Raw genomic sequence first — 20,089 nt, forward strand, 5'->3', positions numbered from 1 at the left:
GGAAAATATTTTAAGTGTGCTACTTTTTATTATCCATAATAAGATTGCAGAAATGTCGAAAAAGGTAGTGGCTGTCTTGTGGTCCAGGAGAAGCTTCGGGGTGGTGTTGAACAGAGAAAACGGGCTTTCCAATTATCCGAATGCCACAGTTTGAACCATCAAAGAGGGAAATATGAGTCTCTTGGGCATGCTTTGGTAGCGATGTCGTTTCTACAGCAAAACCATGGTTCATTGATACAATCTCAACTTTTCCGGTATTAAGGTCTTTAACAGGATGATTGGCGCCATGGTGCCCTTGATGCATTTTTATAGTCTTTGCCCCAAGAGTAAGAGCGAGAAGTTGATGACCAAGGCATATACCGAAAATCGGTACATTATGGTCAATGAGTGTCTTGATAGTTGGAACAGCGTATTCACCTGTCGCAGCTGGATCACCTGGTCCATTAGAAAGAAAAATGCCATCAGGATTCATTGCCAGAATTTCTTCGGCACTTGTACGTGCAGGTACGATAGTAATGCGTGCATTTTGAGCTGCTAGAAGACGAAGAATATTACGTTTAATGCCATAGTCAATCGCAACAATATGAAGATTATGCACATTATTTGTACTATATCCTTTATTCCATATCCATGGCTTTTCATCCCATTGCTTTAATGATCGAGAGGTCACATCTTTTGCAAGATCAAGGTCAACAAGTCCAGGCCATTTTTGTGCACGCTTCTTTAAAGTAGGAATATCAAAATCTCCGTGAGGATTGTGTGCGATGACGGCGTTTTGTGCCCCTCTTTCACGAATAAGAATGGTGAGTGCACGTGTATCAATACCACAAAGCGCAATAATTTTACGTGCTTTAAGCCATTGATTAAGGTTTCTATTTGCACGGTAGTTGGAGGGGTGTGTAATATCTGCTTTGAAAATAGCACCAACAGCACCGTGACAGTTAAGGGGAATAAGGTCTTCAATATCTTCGTTATTTGCCCCTGCATTTCCTATGTGAGGAAATGTAAAATTAATGATTTGTTGTGTATAGGATGGATCTGTGAGGATTTCTTCATAGCCGGTTATCGCTGTATTAAAACATATTTCAGCCTCAGCAATGCCAGCAGCACCTGCTCCTTTACCCTCAATCACTGTGCCATCGGCTAATATTAAGAGAGCTGTAGGTTTTTTTACACTCCAAGAATCGCAAGATGAGATCATTTGTGTCATAGTGTGCACCCACAATTTATTATCTGAAAGGTATCATTCTTATCTGAAAGGATAATGACCAACGTTACACAAAAAGCACAACCATAACAGACGTTATGTATATTGTTCTTGCAATGTTTCGCTTGAGATAAAGAGTATAGGTATATTCTACGAAGAGGTAAAGTCCTGTTTTGAGATTTTCTGAGACTTTGTATGTTAATTATTTTTTTACTATGCATTGCAAAAGATATAAAGGTTGGTTAGAAACGACCTTTTTATGTGAATAAATTGGGTAAATTCATGTTGCGTGAGCAGATTGATATGGCACTTGAAGCTGCTTTGGAAGAGCAGGATAATGCGCGTCTTGCTACACTTCGTCTCATGAGTGCTGCAGTGAAAGATCGTGAGATTTTGCAGTGTAGTGAGGGAGAGCAAGAAGTGGATGATAAACAGATCCAGTCTGTTTTTACACAAATGCTGCACCAGCGCGAAAAGGCAACACATCTTTATGAAAAATCTGGCTGCTTGGAGTTGGTAGAAAGAGGGAAGGTGGAAATGAAAATCATTCGTGAGTTTCTTCCTTATCAGCTTGATGAAGTGCAAGTTGAACAAGCGCTTTGTGAAGCTTTAGTACAAACAAAAGCTGAAAAATTACGCGATATCGGTAAGGTCATGGTCTGGCTTAAAGAACGTTATACTGGGCAAATGAATTTTTCTAAAGTTTGCAGTTGTCTCCGTGAAAAATTAAAATGAATTGTGATAAATTGTTATGAGAGGCAGAAAGCATTTTTTATGATAAGTCACTCGTGTCCCAAAAGTATAGATAAGGGTGAGAGGATGCGGAAAAGCCATACTTATTTATTTTAAGAGAATGTTTTTGGGGTAATAGGTCAGAGTTTCTTTGCTTCTTATAGAATAAAGAAAAGCTTCTTTTTGTGCTATCATTCTTCTTTCCTTCAATATATCGATATTATTTTATATAACAAATTGATTTATAATGATTATTCGTCTATTCACTTGTAAAGTATAACACCTAATACTGTTAAGATTCTCTCCTTTTAGACTTCTTTATGTTGGGTCAGTTTTGTTCACTTGGCTTTACACTATCAGCGGGGTTGGCATATGGGTAAAATGAGAAAAGAAGGAGGCTAAACGCCTCTCATGAACCGCATTCATGCAAGGATTGTCGCAATATTATGAGTTGGTCAATATACCATGAGCTGGTAAAGAAAATGGCTGTGCTCGTTTGTATCTTTAGAAAAGTTATGCGTATTTTAGCCTTTGGAAAAAAGCATTGTTTGCAATCTGAAAATCTATTCGTAATAAAATAAAGGTCGTTTAAAAATTCTCTCTACTATAAGTCGAGCATTTTTATAGGAATGGATTTAATCATTGAGATATTCTAAAATATTTTCTCTTGTGGGTTGTTTTATTTTCAGTTTTTTCATTTCAATAGAGTTTATTTGCGCATTCATGTGCTTGTTTAAAGAGACCTTTTTTAGAGCTCCTAAGCCCATTTAACGGCGTCATCCGTGAATCGTATAACGATAAATCCATTGAGCACTACCATCTTCACACTGAATAGAGGGATAAGCCGGTACTCTTATTTTTCTTTACCAGCTCAATATTTACCGGTTCATGGTTCTTGCGATAACCCTTGCATGTACGGTTCATAAGAGGCATTATCTCTCTTCCTTTCCTCTATAATTTTATCCACATGCCAACCCCGCTGATAGTGTAAAGCCAAGTGAACAAAATTGACTCAACATGAAGAGGTTTAAAAGGAGAGAATCTTAACAGTATTCGGGGTTGTACTTCACAAATGAATAACGAATAATAATCATTATAAATCAATATATTGTCCCATATGAGCTACAGCAATTCTCTTAAAGGTACGTCTGTTCTTATGTTTTAAGAACGGCCCTGATGAAAAAGAGATCTCTGTTTTATTCAAGGGAAGATTTTTAAGTTGAGAGGGTATTTTAAGAAGTTCTACAGTGTGGTGTGTTATGCTGTTGAGATAGGATTGAAGATCTTGTGTTTTTATTTTTTAAAAGATAAAAATTAATAGGCTGTTCATGAAGGGGAGGGTATTCTCCATTTATGTGGGCATTGTTGCGTAAAGCGGTGAAGCTGTTAAAAACAGTTCGGTTATTAATAAGGGGTTGCCTGTTAATCGTAAACGGGAACGGCGTGCCCATAATGCCTCTCCTTTTCCGATATGAATGTAATCACGGCTTAGTTTGCCGCTGTTAAATAAATAATGTCCCAGTGGTACGTTGCCCAAGTGCATGAGTGCTTGATTGTGTTCAAGGAGGGTTTCTTGTGGGATGACGGTTCGTCCAAGGAGCCAAGGCTGGTTATCCCCCACCAATACAACTTCGCGTAGCCAATAACGTGCACTGTTGGGCAAATGCTCGGCTTCTTCTTGTTCTTGTAATTCGTCACGTGTAATGAAGCATTCACGTTGTGGCTCAATGCGTAGGCAGGTGCAGTGTTTTTTCAGTCGAAGAGTCATCGATCCTAATTCCATAAGCCAGTTGCGAATGTTTTCTGGTACTGAAAGATCTTGATCAGATAGCCACTCTAGAGGCGGTAAGATGGAATCTCTGGGATCAGATATCATTTCACTCCCCATCTAAAACCGGATTTGCTATGTTTGGTGATATAAATAGATAATTTCCACTGTAATACAGAATGGTAAAGGCAGCAAGATTTTAAACGAAAAGATGAAAGAGAAAATGGAATGGGATTCTTAAATGAAGGAATATGCAAAAAGATATTACAGGTTGCTCTTCTTTTAAGGTGAAAAATCTATGATGATTAAGAACAAGGCTAACATACAGCGCATTTTTTCATTTTTAAGAGAGCAATAGGGGGAAACATCATGGATCTGCAAATATATTTGTTTTGCATTAAGAATAAAGAGATGAAGCATTTATTTTTTACCTTCTGTACATACGAGGCAAATCTTCTTTTTTCCATGTTAGCAGCAGATTAACAGCAGAGTTATTTGAGATTTTTGGTAAAACAATCCGCTTGGGAAGTTTGGAAGAGCGCTCAGTGGTTCAGAGTCATGTGCACCGTGGTACAGCTATTGGTGTTTACCATAACATAGATGAGCAATAATATCATTGGGCTATTGACTATTACGGTCAGTTGTATTGCTCTTAGTAGTAAAACATAACACCACCCACGTTGTATGTTCACGAGTTTGTTTTAAAGAGACATGTCTTAGAGACCCTAAGCCCATTTCGTGGTGGTGTGGGGAAATTGTATAACGATAAATCTCCATAGAACACAATCATCTTCACGTTTATAAAGGGTTAAGCCGGCACCATCACTCACTTTACCAGCGCATGGGTGTGAGACAGTCCTTGCATGAAGGCGATTCATGATAGGCGTTTTCCCTCCTTTCTTCTTTCATTTTACCCTCGTGCCAATCCGTGTATGGTGTAAAGACAAGTGACTAAAACTGATTCAACATAAAGAGGTTTGAGATGAGAGAATCTTATGGGTATTCGAGGTTGTACTTCACAAGTGAATAACGATAAAAAATCTTATGAAACAATATCTTGCTGTAAGATAAAAAAGGACTGAGTATGGTTTATTTATTATGTTCATGTGCTTGCGTAAAAAACTCTTTAGGCATGCTAGTCCATTTCATGATAACGCTTGTAAATAGTATAACGCAAAATTTATTGAATATCACTATCCTTATGTTTGTGAAGGTAGTAAATGAGCGTCATCACTTTATTGCCAGTTTGACTCTACTGCCAGCTCGTGATGTTGCAACAGCTCTTACATTGAGATGATCTTTATAAGAGGCCTTTTTCTTTAATCGTTTTTCTCTTTACACACCGGTTTTACTTGATAAGGTGTAGGCAAAGAGTTTTGTTTGATTCAATATAAATAGACTTGAGATAAGAAAATCTTGTCTTATTTGAAAGTTATCTTCAATAAGAAAAATAATTAATGCTTACAAAGCAATGTGTCATTATTCTGTTCTTTATGAGAGCTTTGTAGGTCAGTATAGAGTGGAAGGAACCAGATATTAAACAGAATGCTATTGCGTTAATATCATGCAGAATATTCTTGTCTGTGCAAATAGACCTGAGCATATCGGTATGGTGCTCTCGGTGCTACCTTTCTCAAGGTTTTTATCAGCTTTATAGGTCACGTCACTTTGGCTAATATCTTTCTCGTTTCATGATGCTGATGGAAAAAAGATTTCAATATATTGATTTATAATGATAAATTATCATTATTGAATTGATCATTGTTCCGAGTATTGTGTAATTTTCTCATTTCAATTCATGATGAATCAATTTTGTTCATTTGGCTTTATGCCATAAGCGGGGTTGGCACGAGGGTAAAATGAAAGAAGAAAGGAGAAAAAATGTCTCTCATGAATCGCCTTAAGTGCCAAGGGCTGTTGCAACTCTATGAGCTCGTAAATATACCATGAGCTGGTAAAGAGAATGAGAGTGCCGGTTTGTATCTGCATCAGCGTGAAGATGGTGTTGTTCAATGGATTATCATTATACAATTCATGATGACACTGTGAAATGAGGTTAGGAGCTTTAAGAAATGTCTTTTAAAAAAACGTGAATTGCAGTGCAATTGCAGCTTAAACACCATCCCTCCGTTTTATTATGGGTTGCAAGTTTAAAGCGATAGCGGAACGATTGTAATCGTTTCATTTAGTGCTCAAAAGTCCCTTAATGAATAAATATTCTATGATCGAATTTTTCGTCCTATCCATATAAGAATGCAGGCTCCGATAAGACCTGAAATAAGATAGCCAAGCCAACCAGCAAAATTCACACCAAAAAAGCTAAAAATAAAGCTCGCTAATGCAGCTCCAATAATTCCTAAGATAATGTTTAAAAAGACCCCTGTCTGGCTTTTCATAAGATATTGTGCAATCCAACCTGCAATGCCACCAATAATAATAGCTGCAATCCAGCCGATATTTGCGTTTTCCATTATACTCTCCTCCACCTAAATTTAAACTGTGAGTGTTTAATTAGAGTAAGCTTTCTAAAGATCAAGGCTTATCACTTTTTTCGCGGAGGGAGACGCTACTCATGGAAAATTTATTATAGTTTTTACTTTATATGTTTTAAATAACTTTAATATCCAATGCGGATAATACTATACATATAAATAAAAAAAGACATATAAAAAATTAATTTACAATAAAATAAATTTTAAAATTAGCAATTATTTTATAAAAAGAAAAAAGTTATTTAGAAATACTTTTCTTTTCATTTTTTAGAATGCGTTTCGAAGAAATGAAAATAACATGATGAACAACAAGCAAAATAGAGGTCTAAAAAGTTTAAACAGAAGAATCTCACCAAAAGTTCAATGATATTTCAAGTGATGTTTTAAAGCTGTGCCTTTAATTTTTTGTAACATGTTGCGTGGGTTAAATCTGTGAAAATATTGAGGTCAATCGTTACAGTACCATTTATACGGGCATTTCTTATGATGAGTTTTGGGGGTGTTGTATTTTTGGCAAGGGAGATTTTATCAGGACATTTGATGAATCAAAATTCAATGATTGATATTAATGATCTCTCTTATAGAGGCCCAGTTCAAATTTACTCAAAAATTAAGATTTTTCTGTTTGTTGTTCAGAAGGATTACGCAAGCGAGAACTTTGGAGAAGTCCTTGTGCTTCCAAAATGGGGTAAATCATTGAGGTTAAAAGAGAGTTAATTTGTTTGAGATCACGGACAGTGTCAAGATGAAGACTGGATGATTCTATATTTTTGAAATCGCCTTCACGAAGGCGCTTAAAATGCTTTAAACTCATCTCCTTTTCTAAATTGCGGAGCTGATCTTTTTTCTGCACGAGTAAATGCGCAGTGTGTGTATCACGCGAGACAAGAACATTAAATGCAATGTGCGCATTGGCAAGAACAATGGCGTGGAAACGGAGCAGGTCATTCCATCCATCGCCACTAAATTGTAAACTTTTTTGTTGTTTCTTTTTAACCAGCATAAGCATATTATGAATAATAATATCTCCTGCTTGATCCAGTTTTATACAAGCTTCAAGAAGTTCTTGTGTTTGAAGAGCGTCTGCATCAGATAATTTCTGCCCAGCCAATCGTGCGAGATAAAGTTTGATAGCAGTATGTTTTTTATCTAATATCGTGCTCAATTGGTTGAGTTCATGGATGATGTTGGGATCGGGTTTTTCATAAAGTCCCATGATTTTTTCTAGCATGATATCGACAAGGTCACAAATATGGATGACTTCACGCACTGCGTTAGAAAGTGCTAAAGTTGGGCGCTCAAGAACACTATCATCAAGAGCTGTTTGTTCAGATAAATTAAGTATTTTATCGGTTTGCGTTTTTTTTGCATTTATGGAGACAATTTGAGTGGTCAGTTTTACAACCCATTTCGAGAGTGGTATTCCAGCAAGGAGAATAAAAAGATTGAAAATAATATGGGTGTTGATGACTTGCGTAGAGATAGTATCGCCCAACCATGCGATTGAGGGTTGAAAGCATAAAAATAAGATAAGAACAAGGATTGAGCCCGCTCCACGCATAAGTAAATTCCCTAGTGGAACAAGGCGGGTATTCGGGGAGGCGTTGCGTGTTAAAAGTGGTGTTATGAGAGAAGAACCAAAATTCACTCCAAGAACCATAACAACACATAGCTGAGCATGGATAAGGTCATAGTTGGCAAAATTGATCAACAAAATAATTCCTGCAATGGATGAATGCAAAAGATAGGTCAATGCGGCTGCCAACAAAAAGGTAGAAACAGGGTCGGTTGAAAGATAATTAATAATGCTTGGTAAAATTGCACTATCACGTAAAGGTTCTGTGGCTGCACTGATCATTTGTAGAGACAAAATCAAAAGGCCAACACCAATGAGGATCCGGCCTACTTGACGCCAATCACGCTTTTCAGTTGTCATGAAGATACAAGTGCCGATTAAAAGACATAAGGGCACAATGATCGTTAGATCATAGGAAAGAACTTTAACGACTAATGCTGATCCTAATTCTCCGCCACGTACAGCCATGAGCCCCGCTACTGCGGAGACAAAACCAGCTTCAACAAAAGAACCAACAAGGAGTGTTATTGCTGTAGAGCTTTGTAAAAGCATTGCCGCAAAGAGTCCAAAGCTGACAGCAAATAATGGTTTGGAAATGACGTGGCGCATTTTGTATTTTAGCCTGTCACCATAGGCACGTTCAACTCCTGTGCGTACCATGCGTGTAGCCCAGAGAAGTAAAGAAATAGCACCTGCAAGATGAAGGAGTACCAATGAACCATTCATGATACTTTGTCTTTTCCTTATTTTATGAATATGGTTGATCTAAAAATTGAGGCATTGAGATTTATTTTTTCACTTTAGCTTTTTTCTAATACATGATGAAAATCATAACCACTTGGGTTTTGAAAAATCTTTAGACCAAAACTAGGAAGAATGGAATAAAGGTGGTCAAAAATATCAGATTGAATTTGTTCATATTCCAGCCAAACGGTGGTGTTGGTAAAGCAATAGATCTCTAAAGGTAAACCATTTGGTGTAGGAGGCAATTGTCGTGCCATCAAGGTCATGGTTTGTTCAATATTACTATTTTTTTCTAGATAAGCAAAAACATAAGCACGAAAGGTTCCAATATTGGTTAAACGGCGGGTATTGTCTAACACATCATGATTTTTATCTATTTGCGTGTTCCAGTTATTGATTTCTGGTATTTTTTTTGTGAAATAATTTTCTAACAAATTCAATCGAGAAAGATACTCTTGTTCTTCTTCTGTATGAAAACGGATGCTTGATTGGTCTATAAAGAGGCAGCGTTTAATGCGTCGTCCACCGGCTTCTTGCATTCCACGCCAATTCTTGAAAGGATCTGTTACGAGCTTACGGATAGGTACGGTCGTGATTGTCTTATCGAAATTTTGTACTTTAACGGTATGCAGTGCAATTTCAGTAACATCACCATCGACATCGAGACTAGGCATTTGAATCCAATCGCCTACACGCACCATATCCGTGGATGAAATTTGGATACCTGCAATGAGAGAAAGCAGCGTGTCTTGGAAAACCAACATGAGAACAGCGGCCATTGCACCAAGACTGGATAAAAGAATAAGAGGTGAGCGGTCAATTAATGTGGCGACCATGAGAATTGCAGCTATAGCAAAAAGCGCAATTTTAGCAATTTGAATGTAACCTTTTATTGGTTTTAACCGTGCTGTTGGCCGTTGCTCATAAAGAATATTAACAATGTTAAGAAAAGAAGAAATGGTAAGAACAACAACAAAAATAATGAAAGCATTCGCAACATTCTCTATAATAGTGCTCAGTGAGTCAGGAAGTGTTGGGATAAAATGAATGCCAATGGAAAGAGTAAAGGCTGCAATAATATTTGCTATATACTGAATGATATGTTCAATATCAATGTTTGTCTTTTTAGGAAGGAAAGAAGAAAGTCTTTTTGCTCCGTGAGAGAGGAGGTTTCTTGCTAAAAAATTGATTAAAACTGCAATGATGATAAGAATAATGAGCCAAGCAATAGACTCTAACAACGGATGTTGAACAAAAAATTTGATCACTTTAATTTCTTCTCCATTTCTTAAAATATGTGTGGTTGAACCTTTCCAATTTTCAACTGCGTAAAAGGGAATATTGGAATTATGCTCTAAAGTTGTTAAATATGCAAAAAAGAATTTTCAAACTCTGTGAGAGATAATGCGCTTTTCACCTGATTTCCTTGATGAGCTTCGTACCAGATTACCAATTTCAACAGTTATTGGCCAAAGGGTGGTCTTTGATTCTAAAAAAAGCAAGCCTTCACGAGGAGATTTTTGGTGCTGTTGTCCATTTCATGGCGAAAAAACACCAAGTTTTCATTGTGATGATCGTAAAGGGCGTTATTATTGCTTTGGTTGTGGTGTAAGCGGCGATATCTTCACTTTTCTTTGTCAACTTGATGGATTACATTTTTCAGAAAGTGTAGAGCATTTGGCTGATTTTGCAGGGGTAAAACTACCTGTTTTTGATCCTAAAAGTTATAAACAGCAAAGGGAAAAGGCTGATCTTTATGATGTTATGAAAATAGCTACGGATTTTTTTCAATCTAGTTTACACGGTGAAGAAGGTGCACAGGCGCGTCGTTATCTTGATGCACGTGGTGTAACACCAAAGTTTGCAGAGCATTTTCGGATTGGTTTTGCTCCCATGAAGCGTACAGCTTTGAAAGACGCATTGCGTGCACGGGGTATTTCAACAAAACAAATGGAAGATTGTGGACTTCTCGTATCAGGCGAAGAGAATATGGTTTCTCATGATCGTTTTAGAAATCGTATTATGTTTCCTATTGAAGATTTACGCGGACGTGTGGTGGCTTTCGGAGGTCGAGCATTAGAAAAAAATACACGCGCAAAATATCTTAATAGCCCTGAAACAGTCCTATTTCATAAAGGAAATATGCTTTATAATGCAGCAGCAGCTCGAAAAAATAGTCGTTTTGTTGGTGATGAAAAAGTTCATTCACTCCTTGTTGTGGAAGGGTATATGGATGTCATCGCGTTGACAAAAGCTGGTTTTGAAAGTGTTGTAGCACCGCTGGGGACGGCATTAACGGAAACGCAAATTGGGCTTTTATGGCAAATGGGAGCTGAGCCTATTTTGTGCTTTGATGGAGATGAGGTTGGTTTAAAAGCCGCTTTTCGTGTTGCTGATCGCGTTCTTCCGCTTTTAAAGGCAGGGGTTTCTGTACGTTTTGTTTTATTGCCACAAGGGAAAGATCCAGATGAAATTATTTCTTATGGTGGTGCACAGCTTTTTACTTCTTTTTTGCAAAAATCAATTCCATTGATTGAGCTTTTATGGTGGCGTGCTACTTACGGGAAGAGTTTTGAAACTCCAGAATCACGAGCGGCGCTCGAAAAACAAATAAAACAGCAAGTTTTTATGGTGAAGGATGAAGATGTTCGTCGCTATTATTTGCAGGATATAAAAAGGCGGCTCTTTGATTTTTTTCGTCCTTCTTTTTTGAAAAAAAAAGAAGCAAAGCAATATGCCCAATCTTCCCAAAATAGAATATTAAAAGACCAATCCTTTCCCGTGTTGGCAAATACCGATATTGTGCGTCATTCTTCGCAGTCAATTCCTCTGCGTGAGGCCGTTATTTTGCTGATTTTAGCTTACTATCCTGAATTATGGGATGCAAATTTTGAAGTTTTGGCTGAGTTGGAGCTACAAAATGCGCAATTGATGCGTTTTCATCAATCCATGCTTGAAATTCTTGGAAGTCAGCAGTTGCATGATAAGGAAACAATGGTTACGCTTTTAGAAGAAAAAGGGCAAAAACCTATGTTAGAGCGTATGAAAAACCTTGTGCAACATGTTGGTATGCGTATCATCTTTGTTGGAGCCTCCATTGAAGATGTTCGTGCTATATTAAAACAAGCTCTCTACTTGCATCTTCGAGAATACCACCTACATAAAAGACTGCAAGATATTGAAGAGAAACTTATAGAAAGTCCTAATAGTGAGGTTTTTGCTCTGCTTCGCGAGGTAAAAGAGGAGTTGGAGAAAATGCAGGCAACAGAAGCATTAATTGAAGGATTTGGAAGTTGGCTTGAGTAAGAACTTGAGTAAAAAGCAGAGGGAAATAAGCAAGATACAATAAAATGATTCGCTTTTTTAATGCGAATCAGTCACTTAAAGCTTATTATGAGGAAGTTTGTGTAGGCGGCGTTTTTATAGAGAATGACGATTAAATTTTGGGAAAAGCGGGATATTGATTCTTGGCTATAGGGTGCAGAGATTATCTCAAAAAGATTGAGAGGTGGTCGGGGAAACTTCTGGAGTTTTCCCGCGTTTTTGTGTGAATGACAAGGCATATACAAAATTGATTTTCCCAATAGCAATCTCTTCCAAGAGAAAGTATATTTGGGGAATTTAAATTGTTGATACGTTTAGTGAGAATGCAAAGAACTGGTCACGTAGAAACTGTGCAGTGATCAAGTGGAGTTACGGTATGGCAACAAAGGTTAAACAGAAAGATAATGTGGAAGTAACGAACCAAGCAAGTTTGGATAGTCCTCTTCTTGATTTTTCTGATGATGCCATCAAGAAAATGGTTAAACTTGCCCAAAAAAAAGGGTACGTGACCATGGATGAGCTGAATGCAGTTCTTCCTTCTGGCGAGGTTATCTCCGAACAAATTGAAGATATCTTGGCGATGTTTTCCGAGATGGGTATTAATGTTGTGGATGATGAAGATGAAGTCGATCCTGAAAATTACGAGGAAGAGGTTACGGTCGAAGGCGGTGATCTCGTAGAAGCCTCTAGTCATGCAATTGCGACAACAACGAATAAGCGTGAGGTTGCCGATCGTACTGATGACCCGGTGCGTATGTATTTGCGGGAGATGGGAGCTGTTGAACTGCTTTCACGAGAAGGCGAAATTGCTATTGCTAAGCGTATTGAAGCAGGGCGTGAGACAATGATTGCAGGGCTTTGTGAGAGCCCTTTGACTTTTCAGGCTCTTATTATCTGGCGTGAGGAATTGAAAGAACAGCGGGTTCTTCTTCGTGAAATTATCGACCTTGAAATGACTTATGCTGGTCCAGAAGCAAAACAGGCCCCTGTTGTTGAGCGCAGTGACGTTGATAAAGTAAAAGAAGATAAAATATCTTCTGGTATGCGCAATATTGAGGGTATTGCGGCAGAAGGGGGGATTGAGGAAGAGGATGAAGACGATGATGAAGTCAATTTGTCATTGGCTGCAATGGAAAATGAACTCTGTCCTCAAGTTATGGAAACATTGGATTTTATTGCTCAAGCCTATGTAAAATTACGAAAATTACAAGATCAGCATGTTGAGAGCAGTTTGGCAGAGCGTAAAGAAGGTGCTCTTTCGCCATCTCAGAGAAAAAAATACATTCAATTAAAGGGTGAGTTGGTTCAAGCTGTCAAATCTCTTTCTTTGAATCAAAATCGTATCGAGTCCTTGGTGGAGCAGCTGTATGACATTAACAAAAGGCTGATCCATAATGAGGGTAAGCTAAAACGGATTGCTAACGCCTATGGCATTGGTCATGAAGATTTTTTAAATGCATATCAAGGCCGTGAATTAGATGCCGATTGGGTAAATTATATTACAACTTTGCCTGGATCTGGTTGGAAAGAGTTTTCTGTACGTGAAGCGAAAGAAATACAACGTTTGCGGAGTGAAATACAAAATCTTGCGCAAGAAACGGCCATTTCTATTGGTGAATTCCGCCGGATTGTTACGCAGGTGCAAAAAGGTGAACGCGAATCAACAATTGCAAAAAAAGAAATGGTGGAAGCAAATTTGCGGCTCGTTATTTCCATTGCAAAAAAATACACCAATCGTGGGTTGCAGTTTCTTGATCTTATCCAGGAAGGCAATATCGGTTTGATGAAGGCTGTGGATAAGTTTGAATATCGGCGTGGATACAAATTTTCTACTTATGCCACATGGTGGATTCGTCAGGCTATTACGCGCTCAATTGCTGATCAGGCACGTACTATTCGTATTCCTGTTCATATGATTGAAACAATTAATAAGATTGTTCGTACATCGCGTCAGATTCTCCATGAAATTGGACGGGAGCCTACACCGGAAGAATTGTCTAGTAAACTTTCTATGCCTTTAGAAAAGGTGCGGAAAGTTCTTAAAATTGCAAAAGAGCCTATCTCACTTGAAACGCCCGTTGGTGATGAAGATGATTCTCATTTGGGTGATTTTATTGAGGATAGAAATGCATTATTGCCGATTGATGCAGCTATTCAGGCTAATTTACGAGATACAACTACACGTGTGCTTGCCTCATTAACACCACGGGAAGAACGGGTTTTGCGCATGCGTTTTGGGATAGGGATGAATACTGATCACACGTTGGAAGAGGTTGGCCAGCAATTCTCCGTTACGCGAGAGCGTATCCGTCAGATTGAAGCAAAAGCACTTCGTAAATTGAAGCATCCTAGCCGTTCACGCAAATTGCGGAGTTTTCTCGATTCTTAATAGGAATAGGATTGGTGCGTTTTCTAAAATTTTTCCTTTCTTGATGTGTGTAGATGAAAAGCATATTATTTCGGTATGCTTTTGGGGTGTGTATAGGGCAGACGGCAAACAATCTATAGAAAGTTTGTGGTATCAATATTTCCTTGCTTTGGTATTTGTACTATTTTCTCTCACCGGGGAGGGCGCGCGACCTTGTATGGTCATTTCTCAAAGAGGTGGAATGAGAGCGAAAGTGTTATGCTCTGTGTAAGTAGTTTCAGAGATAGGGTGTCTTATATTATTTACAAAGATGTATTGACTTATGAATAGGTAAAGTATTTTTGTCTTATGGAAGTTCCGACAAGTCATTTATATTAATCTGTGGGGAATTTAAATATTCTACCAGACTTCAGATTGTAAAATATTCAAAACAGCGTGTTATCGTTATTTTTTATACTTGTTCGTAACAGATATTTTGAAGTATTCTTTTTTCAGATGAGATGTTTTTTATAAAGTGTATTTTTTATGAGCTGGTTTGAGAAAGTTTTTTTTAGATATTTCATGTTTTGAAGAGATAAAAATCTATGAAATTGTAAATATTGGATCTTTCTATTCTACCTTTATGATTTTATTAAGGCGATGGCAAAACTTATGAATAAAAAACTGCCCTTTTGGGAAGTCAAAAAACTAGAAGAAATTTCTGCTTCTGAGTGGGAGAGTCTTTGTGATGGTTGTGGGCTTTGCTGCTTACACAAAGTAGAAGATGATGATACTGGTGACATTTATACAACCAGTGTTGCTTGTCGTCTTTTAGAGAAAGAAACCTGTCGGTGTCGTAACTACACAAATCGTCAATCGGTTGTTGCCAATTGCATAGCATTAGATGCTGCGACGGTTAAAACCGCACGTTGGCTTCCAGAAAGTTGTGCCTATAGGTTGATTAATGAGGGAAAAGATCTTCCATGGTGGCATCCACTAGTGTCTGGAAATTGTCAGACGGTGCATCAAACAGAATTTTCTGTCCGTGGACAGATAGAAGTTTACGAAGATGCGTTATCCTCTGAAGAAGCTTATCTTTATCACATCACTGGTCTTCTCTGTGAAGGTCAGTGATATGATTGTTTTACGCAATAACTAATGATGTTATAGGATTTAATCTATCGCAAATACCACGGTAACATTAACATTGTAGCTTAATTCACCCCCTGAAAAATTTGTCTCAGCAGAGTCTGCACTTGCTGATCTGCTCATGAGATGTGGTGTGGGATGGTAATGATCATCATTTTCATTGATTCTCATAATTTTTCCTAATTTTAAATGGGCTGCTTCTGCTATAGTTTCTGCTTTTGAGATAGCTTCAGCAATGGCTTTCTTTCGTGCATCTTGATAAAATGGTTTTGTATTTGCATTGGTAAAGGTAATACCGCTCACTGAGTTGACACCAAGTGCCATGGCTTGATCAAATATTTTACCAGCATTGGCGAGATCACGAATACGCACTGTTAAAGAGTTTGAAACATGATAAATTTTTTCGTTCTCTTTTTTTTCATTATGTTTATCTGAGCTAAATTGATAAATAGATAAACCCGATGTTTGCAAATCATTGGCTTGAATGCCACTGTTCTTGAAAGCATTTACAATATCATTCATAGATTTATTGTTGTCTGCTAATGCTTTTTGGGCCGTTTTGTCCTCTGTAATAACGGCTAGATTGATAATTGCCATATCTGGTGTTGCTTGGCTTTCACCTGTTGCAGTCACTGTAATCGTTGTGTTTTTCATTTTGCTTTCTTCAGCATGTACAGTAGGCGATGTGGTAAGCAGTGTGAGCGCTACCATAGCTGCTTTGATTGCGTAATGATTTAACGGTTGAAAAACTGTTTTTTTCATTTCTACTCCTTTACATTCGTTCTTTTGATATTTTCCCATTTTTGCAAGTTCTTGTAAAGAAATTAGGGCATTAGAAAAAAAAACGATAAAAAAGATGAATTATAATTTCAGTAGCCTCTTGTATCATAGAGCGTTTTAGTTTAGAGAGAACCAGTCTGTGGGGCCTGTAGCTCAATTGGTTAGAGCCAGCGGCTCATAACCGCTTGGTTGGGGGTTCGAGTCCCTCCGGGCCCACCATTAAAACTGTATAGGGAAATTTATAAACTCCGTGCAGTTTGCTTTTTGATATGTTTTTTTATCCTAGTCCTGTTTGTAATTTTTCCTTTATTTTTTGCGCGTTGTTCTTGATCAGTTCTTTTACTGTAGAGAGAGCTGTGATGTCTTTAGGAGAGATGAAGATTTGTTTTCATTTACGATATCGTAGCATCTGTATGAAGTTTGACATTGTTCCTTTTCTGAGTTCAATGCACTGATTTTTAAATTTTTCTGCTTATATCTCTCATGAAAGAGAAAGACTTCTTTGAGGCGTTTACTTCTGCTTGTTCTAAAAACTGAGTGTTATCATTCTGATAAAATCAATTTTGAAGTATTTGGATGCATTGAATATATTAGAAGAGTATTTATTTTTTTCTGCATATTTTTTCATTGTGATGCAAGCGCATATACAAAAATACGTAGCCTCTATGGTTTTATTCATCGTATAAGTTCAATGATATAACACATAAACGATATTTTCTTTCGTCTCAATCGAGAAGTTCTTTTACTGTTGGGGGGAACCTTTCTACAGTTGTGGTTGGAATATCTTATAAAATTTCTTGATCAAGTATCTCGTTCAAGTCTTTCAAAGAGTTTTAGGCAATTGCAGGTGTTCTTTTGTGTTATTTAATAGTCATATGCATCTTTATTGTTCTGTTAAGAAATATTTTTTAGGGAGATGGAAATCTTTTTTTCTAGGCTCTCTTTATAAGTTCTGTTTCACTTTTTCTGTTTGAATGATTCTTGAAGAGCAAACCATAAGATTTTTTATTTTATTCAATAAGGTTATTTGAAGTGATACGATGAAAATGCTTGTTTCTGTGCTTTACTATTTTGTTTGTCTGTTTATTTGGAAGCATTTTTTCTCTATTTGTACAAGTCTATTTGCTGGTTGCTTTCATTGTGTGCAGAAATGCCAAAAGCAGGATTTCTTGTTTTTACGTTTAATGTTGAAATGCGATTTTGTTCCATACAAAAAGCTCTTATTCCTTTTGTAAATATTGGTGCAACTTATGTGTATATATCATTGGGGCTTGACCAGTTGTATCTTTTTAAGTATTGCCATTTTTGTTCATGATAGATCTCGAGGTCAGTATTTCGAGGAAGGTTTCCAGGGGAGGAGACTCCGTTTGATAAGTACATCACAGAGTCGTAGACAGCGCCACTGTTCATAGGAGCTGTATATATTGCATTGTTATATTTTTATTTTGCGATATCATTTAAAAATATAAGTAGTTCTATGTAGAATAAGATTGTGGTGTGTTTTTTCAAAGTAAGTTTGTTCAAATTTTCTCATGTAGAGTTCTCAAACATATCCACAGATGTTTTTACGTCGATCCGTTATTGGTTCGAATCGCGAGAGTTCAATGGTGTTGTTGGTAAAAACGATGTTTTCTGTTTCATCATGGTACATAACTAACAGAGTTCCATCCGATTTTATAAAAACCAACAGTAGGTGATTGTTTTCATACTGTCTATTGCAGATATTTTTTTAAAGGTATGGGATATAGGTGTAAACGTTTTAGCGTTAGTGTTTTGACTTTAGGGAGTATAATGATGAAGAATAGCAAAAAGTCTGAAACAGCTTTATCTGATATAATTGTAAAATGGGAGGCTTTGACTACGGCTCAAAAGCAAGAGATCTTAGAAAGAGTGGAACACTCTACGGATTCTTCTCTGTTAACAGAACATTTAAAGCCTCAATCTTCTTTTTGTCTCCAGACGAAATTAAAGCGATGAGTTTTAAATCTTCATCGGAGATATTAAAACCAGTTATGACGTATATGGCGCTTGCATTTCCAAGTGTATTCAGAATAGCCATAAGTTTATCCACAGATGGCCTTTTTCCTCCATGTATCATTTGTTGTACATAGTTTTGGCCACAGCCCGCTGCTCTGCTTATTTCAATCATTGTGCGTCCATCACTTTTTATCAATTCAATTAAGCGTTTAAACCAATCTTTTTCAGGCTTCGTCATTTTTAGACCTTTACACATTTACGCTATAGCGTTATTATAACGCTGCGAATCTAGGATATATGGTATAAGGAGTGTTAAAGTATCCATGCGTAATTTTTCGCTTAGGAAGGATGTAGAGTTGTTTTTAATTAATAACAAAATGTCCCCATATACTTTCAGGTTCGAATAAGTAAAAAATGGTTGTTTAGTTCTACGATTGTGACAGGGCGTATGCGTATAACCACAAGTAAGGGCACACATTCGTATTCTTATGAGATGTATACTAATGGTATACGCAGCTGCACTATAAATCAAGATATACTCCAACATTGGCATTTATAAGAAATTTCTTACATAAAGGCAGTGTGTGGGCATAATGAGGTTTCACAATCTTAAGGAAAAGGGTTGCGGCTGTAAATAAGCATATGAATTCGTGAGCAAAAAGTGCTGATTTTCCTTTTTGTTTTTATAGATGAGATTACTATTTGGTATCATATGTGTGTGGGCATTAAAAGGTTTTGAAAACATAATTGGTGCATTTATAGAGCATGAGGGTCATTTTAATTATAGAAGTTATGGTTTGCTGGAATGCAATATAGGCTGTGGTGTTTTATTGAGGATGGATGAGTTTTTGATAGTGCCTCATTTATCATGATGTTTGTGTTTGCAATAATATCTGTGTTCATAAGAGTGCACAGATATATTGTGTGGTTTCTATTTTCAGCATCGTTTGTATTTATACTCAAACATATTGTGGTATGCGGTTTTATAGTAGGTTGTATGTTTACGATACAAGGTAAGAATTTTCTGTAATTCTAAGGTTAATGAAAATGCATATGTTAACAGTGGTACGGAATTTTATGATTGTGTTTTGGTAAGTGTGATTTTCGTTGAAGCCTTTGGTAAGCTTTATTTTTACGGTAATGCTGAGGTTTTCAAGAATTCTCAGATTTATAATCATCATTTGATTTATGGTTGTGCAAAGCTTTGTGTGAAAGTAAAGGCTTTTGGGAGTTTAGAGACTTTCACAATGATGACAGGATTCGCATAGGATTTTGTATTCTGTGTGTTTAAAAAAGAGAATCAAGAACGTGTGGATAGGGTATTTTGTGAGCTTATTACGCTGTTATCGTAGTTCTATTCTTGTATTTTATGTAAATAAATATCGTGCAAAATTGGCATGAAGCTATATCTCTTATAGCTTTTGTGGTTTCTGTTTTGTGTTTTTTATTAGCGTGTTTTTATGGAGAAATAAGGAGATCAAGAGTGGTGACTCTTGGCATGTGTGTTTTGCATTCTTTTTTTGGCTGAAGGCAAAGCAAAATAAATTCGTTGAGATGATCGATTCAATGACAATTCAAGGATATAAAAATGAGTGTAAACGAAATTTTATTGGGAGTGGTGATTGTTGTTTTGTTTTTCAGTTGGGGCATGTTTCGGTCAGTTTCCTATTATCGTATTCAGGTTAAAGCTCTTAAAGAAGAAGCAAGAAAGATGAAACACGCGTTCTTAAGAGAGACTATGAAGATGACTGAGGAAAGAGAGCGGGCGATTAGAGAGCAAAGTATGGTGATTAAAAGACGTGAGCAAGCGATTGAAAAACTGAAAAAGCAAGTTAAACAGTACGAGAAAGTCATAAAGCAATATAAAGAAAAAGTTCAAGTGGAAGATGAAGAAAAAAGGTGATTGTATCTGTAATTTGGTCATATTTGTGTCTTCAAGGTTTTGAAAATAGGAAGAAAGATGATTGAGAAGGCTGAATAGAGAGAGATTTAT

15 protein-coding genes and 1 tRNA gene are annotated in these 20,089 nt (G+C 37.0%); 8 read left to right on the top strand and 8 right to left on the bottom strand.

Annotated elements, in window-relative coordinates; genetic code table 11:
- Nucleotides 1-19: 19 nt before the first annotated feature.
- The gene (carA, locus tag BN67_RS01445) at nt 20-1,210 is read right to left on the bottom strand and encodes a glutamine-hydrolyzing carbamoyl-phosphate synthase small subunit (protein WP_019222384.1); all 1,191 of its coding nucleotides are present in this window, start codon (nt 1,208-1,210) and stop codon (nt 20-22) included.
- A gap of 279 nt (nt 1,211-1,489) precedes the next feature.
- On the opposite strand from carA, the gene BN67_RS01450 reads away from it, so the two are divergent.
- Nucleotides 1,490-1,942 carry a GatB/YqeY domain-containing protein gene (locus BN67_RS01450; RefSeq protein ID WP_019222385.1) on the top strand — a complete coding sequence of 151 codons (453 nt, stop codon included), beginning with the start codon at nt 1,490-1,492 and terminating at the stop codon, nt 1,940-1,942.
- 1,348 nt (nt 1,943-3,290) lie between these two features.
- Here BN67_RS01450 and ubiC read toward each other — a convergent pair.
- The 5 genes from ubiC to BN67_RS01490 all read right to left on the bottom strand — a co-directional run bounded on the left by ubiC (nt 3,291) and on the right by BN67_RS01490 (nt 9,787).
- Complete coding sequence (gene ubiC / locus BN67_RS01465) at nt 3,291-3,815, bottom strand: chorismate lyase (RefSeq protein WP_019222387.1); 525 nt, start codon at nt 3,813-3,815, stop codon at nt 3,291-3,293.
- Between the two features lie 617 nt (nt 3,816-4,432).
- A complete protein-coding gene (locus tag BN67_RS14710; RefSeq protein WP_019222389.1) occupies nt 4,433-4,585 on the bottom strand; it encodes a hypothetical protein in 153 nt (50 codons plus the stop codon).
- Between the two features lie 1,341 nt (nt 4,586-5,926).
- On the bottom strand, nt 5,927-6,178 hold the full coding sequence (locus BN67_RS01480; RefSeq protein ID WP_019222390.1) for a GlsB/YeaQ/YmgE family stress response membrane protein: 252 nt from the start codon (nt 6,176-6,178) through the stop codon (nt 5,927-5,929).
- Between the two features lie 631 nt (nt 6,179-6,809).
- The gene (locus tag BN67_RS01485; RefSeq protein WP_019222391.1) at nt 6,810-8,501 is read right to left on the bottom strand and encodes a Na/Pi cotransporter family protein; all 1,692 of its coding nucleotides are present in this window, start codon (nt 8,499-8,501) and stop codon (nt 6,810-6,812) included.
- A 74-nt stretch (nt 8,502-8,575) separates the two neighbouring features.
- On the bottom strand, nt 8,576-9,787 hold the full coding sequence (locus BN67_RS01490) for a mechanosensitive ion channel family protein (RefSeq protein WP_019222392.1): 1,212 nt from the start codon (nt 9,785-9,787) through the stop codon (nt 8,576-8,578).
- Between the two features lie 136 nt (nt 9,788-9,923).
- Between BN67_RS01490 and dnaG the strand changes: the two genes are divergently transcribed.
- From dnaG to BN67_RS01505, 3 genes are all read left to right on the top strand, one after another.
- Nucleotides 9,924-11,825, top strand: coding sequence for a DNA primase (gene dnaG, locus BN67_RS01495; RefSeq protein ID WP_019222393.1), 1,902 nt, complete (start codon nt 9,924-9,926; stop codon nt 11,823-11,825).
- A 394-nt stretch (nt 11,826-12,219) separates the two neighbouring features.
- Entirely contained in the window at nt 12,220-14,232 is a 2,013-nt protein-coding gene (rpoD, locus tag BN67_RS01500; RefSeq protein WP_019222394.1) for an RNA polymerase sigma factor RpoD, read from the top strand.
- Nucleotides 14,233-14,850: 618 nt separating this feature from the next.
- On the top strand, nt 14,851-15,324 hold the full coding sequence (locus BN67_RS01505) for a YcgN family cysteine cluster protein (protein ID WP_019222395.1): 474 nt from the start codon (nt 14,851-14,853) through the stop codon (nt 15,322-15,324).
- 39 nt (nt 15,325-15,363) lie between these two features.
- On the opposite strand, the gene BN67_RS01510 is transcribed toward BN67_RS01505, so the two are convergent.
- Nucleotides 15,364-16,101, bottom strand: a complete 738-nt coding sequence (locus tag BN67_RS01510) for an SIMPL domain-containing protein (RefSeq protein ID WP_019222396.1) — start codon at nt 16,099-16,101, stop codon at nt 15,364-15,366.
- 160 nt (nt 16,102-16,261) lie between these two features.
- On the opposite strand from BN67_RS01510, the gene BN67_RS01515 reads away from it, so the two are divergent.
- Nucleotides 16,262-16,338 (top strand) — tRNA-Ile (locus BN67_RS01515).
- A gap of 1,575 nt (nt 16,339-17,913) precedes the next feature.
- Entirely contained in the window at nt 17,914-18,096 is a 183-nt protein-coding gene (locus BN67_RS14715; protein WP_083871956.1) for a hypothetical protein, read from the top strand.
- On the opposite strand, the gene BN67_RS01525 is transcribed toward BN67_RS14715, so the two are convergent.
- Nucleotides 18,020-18,334, bottom strand: coding sequence for a helix-turn-helix domain-containing protein (locus BN67_RS01525; protein ID WP_019222398.1), 315 nt, complete (start codon nt 18,332-18,334; stop codon nt 18,020-18,022). The genes BN67_RS14715 and BN67_RS01525 overlap by 77 nt on opposite strands.
- Nucleotides 18,335-19,184: 850 nt before the next feature.
- On the opposite strand from BN67_RS01525, the gene BN67_RS14005 reads away from it, so the two are divergent.
- Both BN67_RS14005 and BN67_RS01530 read left to right on the top strand, forming a co-directional pair.
- Nucleotides 19,185-19,364 (top strand): hypothetical protein, encoded by a 180-nt coding sequence (locus BN67_RS14005; RefSeq protein ID WP_156791612.1) that lies wholly within the window; start codon nt 19,185-19,187, stop codon nt 19,362-19,364.
- Nucleotides 19,365-19,684: 320 nt separating this feature from the next.
- Nucleotides 19,685-19,999, top strand: a complete 315-nt coding sequence (locus tag BN67_RS01530) for a hypothetical protein (RefSeq protein WP_019222400.1) — start codon at nt 19,685-19,687, stop codon at nt 19,997-19,999.
- Nucleotides 20,000-20,089: the final 90 nt, after the last annotated feature.

The organism is Bartonella rattaustraliani AUST/NH4 (assembly GCF_000312565.1).
Taxonomy (GTDB): Bacteria; Pseudomonadota; Alphaproteobacteria; order Rhizobiales; family Rhizobiaceae; genus Bartonella; species Bartonella rattaustraliani.

Excerpts from the sequence above, each read along its gene's own strand:
- carA (WP_019222384.1), bottom strand. The coding sequence starts at position 1,210 with ATGACACAAATGATCTCATCTTGCGATTCTTGGAGTGTAAAAAAACCT.
- BN67_RS01450 (WP_019222385.1), top strand. The coding sequence starts at position 1,490 with ATGTTGCGTGAGCAGATTGATATGGCACTTGAAGCTGCTTTGGAAGAG.
- ubiC (WP_019222387.1), bottom strand. The coding sequence starts at position 3,815 with ATGATATCTGATCCCAGAGATTCCATCTTACCGCCTCTAGAGTGGCTA.
- BN67_RS14710 (WP_019222389.1), bottom strand. The coding sequence starts at position 4,585 with ATGAATCGCCTTCATGCAAGGACTGTCTCACACCCATGCGCTGGTAAA.
- BN67_RS01480 (WP_019222390.1), bottom strand. The coding sequence starts at position 6,178 with ATGGAAAACGCAAATATCGGCTGGATTGCAGCTATTATTATTGGTGGC.
- BN67_RS01485 (WP_019222391.1), bottom strand. The coding sequence starts at position 8,501 with ATGAATGGTTCATTGGTACTCCTTCATCTTGCAGGTGCTATTTCTTTA.
- dnaG (WP_019222393.1), top strand. The coding sequence starts at position 9,924 with ATGCGCTTTTCACCTGATTTCCTTGATGAGCTTCGTACCAGATTACCA.
- rpoD (WP_019222394.1), top strand. The coding sequence starts at position 12,220 with ATGGCAACAAAGGTTAAACAGAAAGATAATGTGGAAGTAACGAACCAA.
- BN67_RS01505 (WP_019222395.1), top strand. The coding sequence starts at position 14,851 with ATGGCAAAACTTATGAATAAAAAACTGCCCTTTTGGGAAGTCAAAAAA.
- BN67_RS01510 (WP_019222396.1), bottom strand. The coding sequence starts at position 16,101 with ATGAAAAAAACAGTTTTTCAACCGTTAAATCATTACGCAATCAAAGCA.
- BN67_RS14715 (WP_083871956.1), top strand. The coding sequence starts at position 17,914 with ATGAAGAATAGCAAAAAGTCTGAAACAGCTTTATCTGATATAATTGTA.
- BN67_RS01525 (WP_019222398.1), bottom strand. The coding sequence starts at position 18,334 with ATGACGAAGCCTGAAAAAGATTGGTTTAAACGCTTAATTGAATTGATA.
- BN67_RS01530 (WP_019222400.1), top strand. The coding sequence starts at position 19,685 with ATGAGTGTAAACGAAATTTTATTGGGAGTGGTGATTGTTGTTTTGTTT.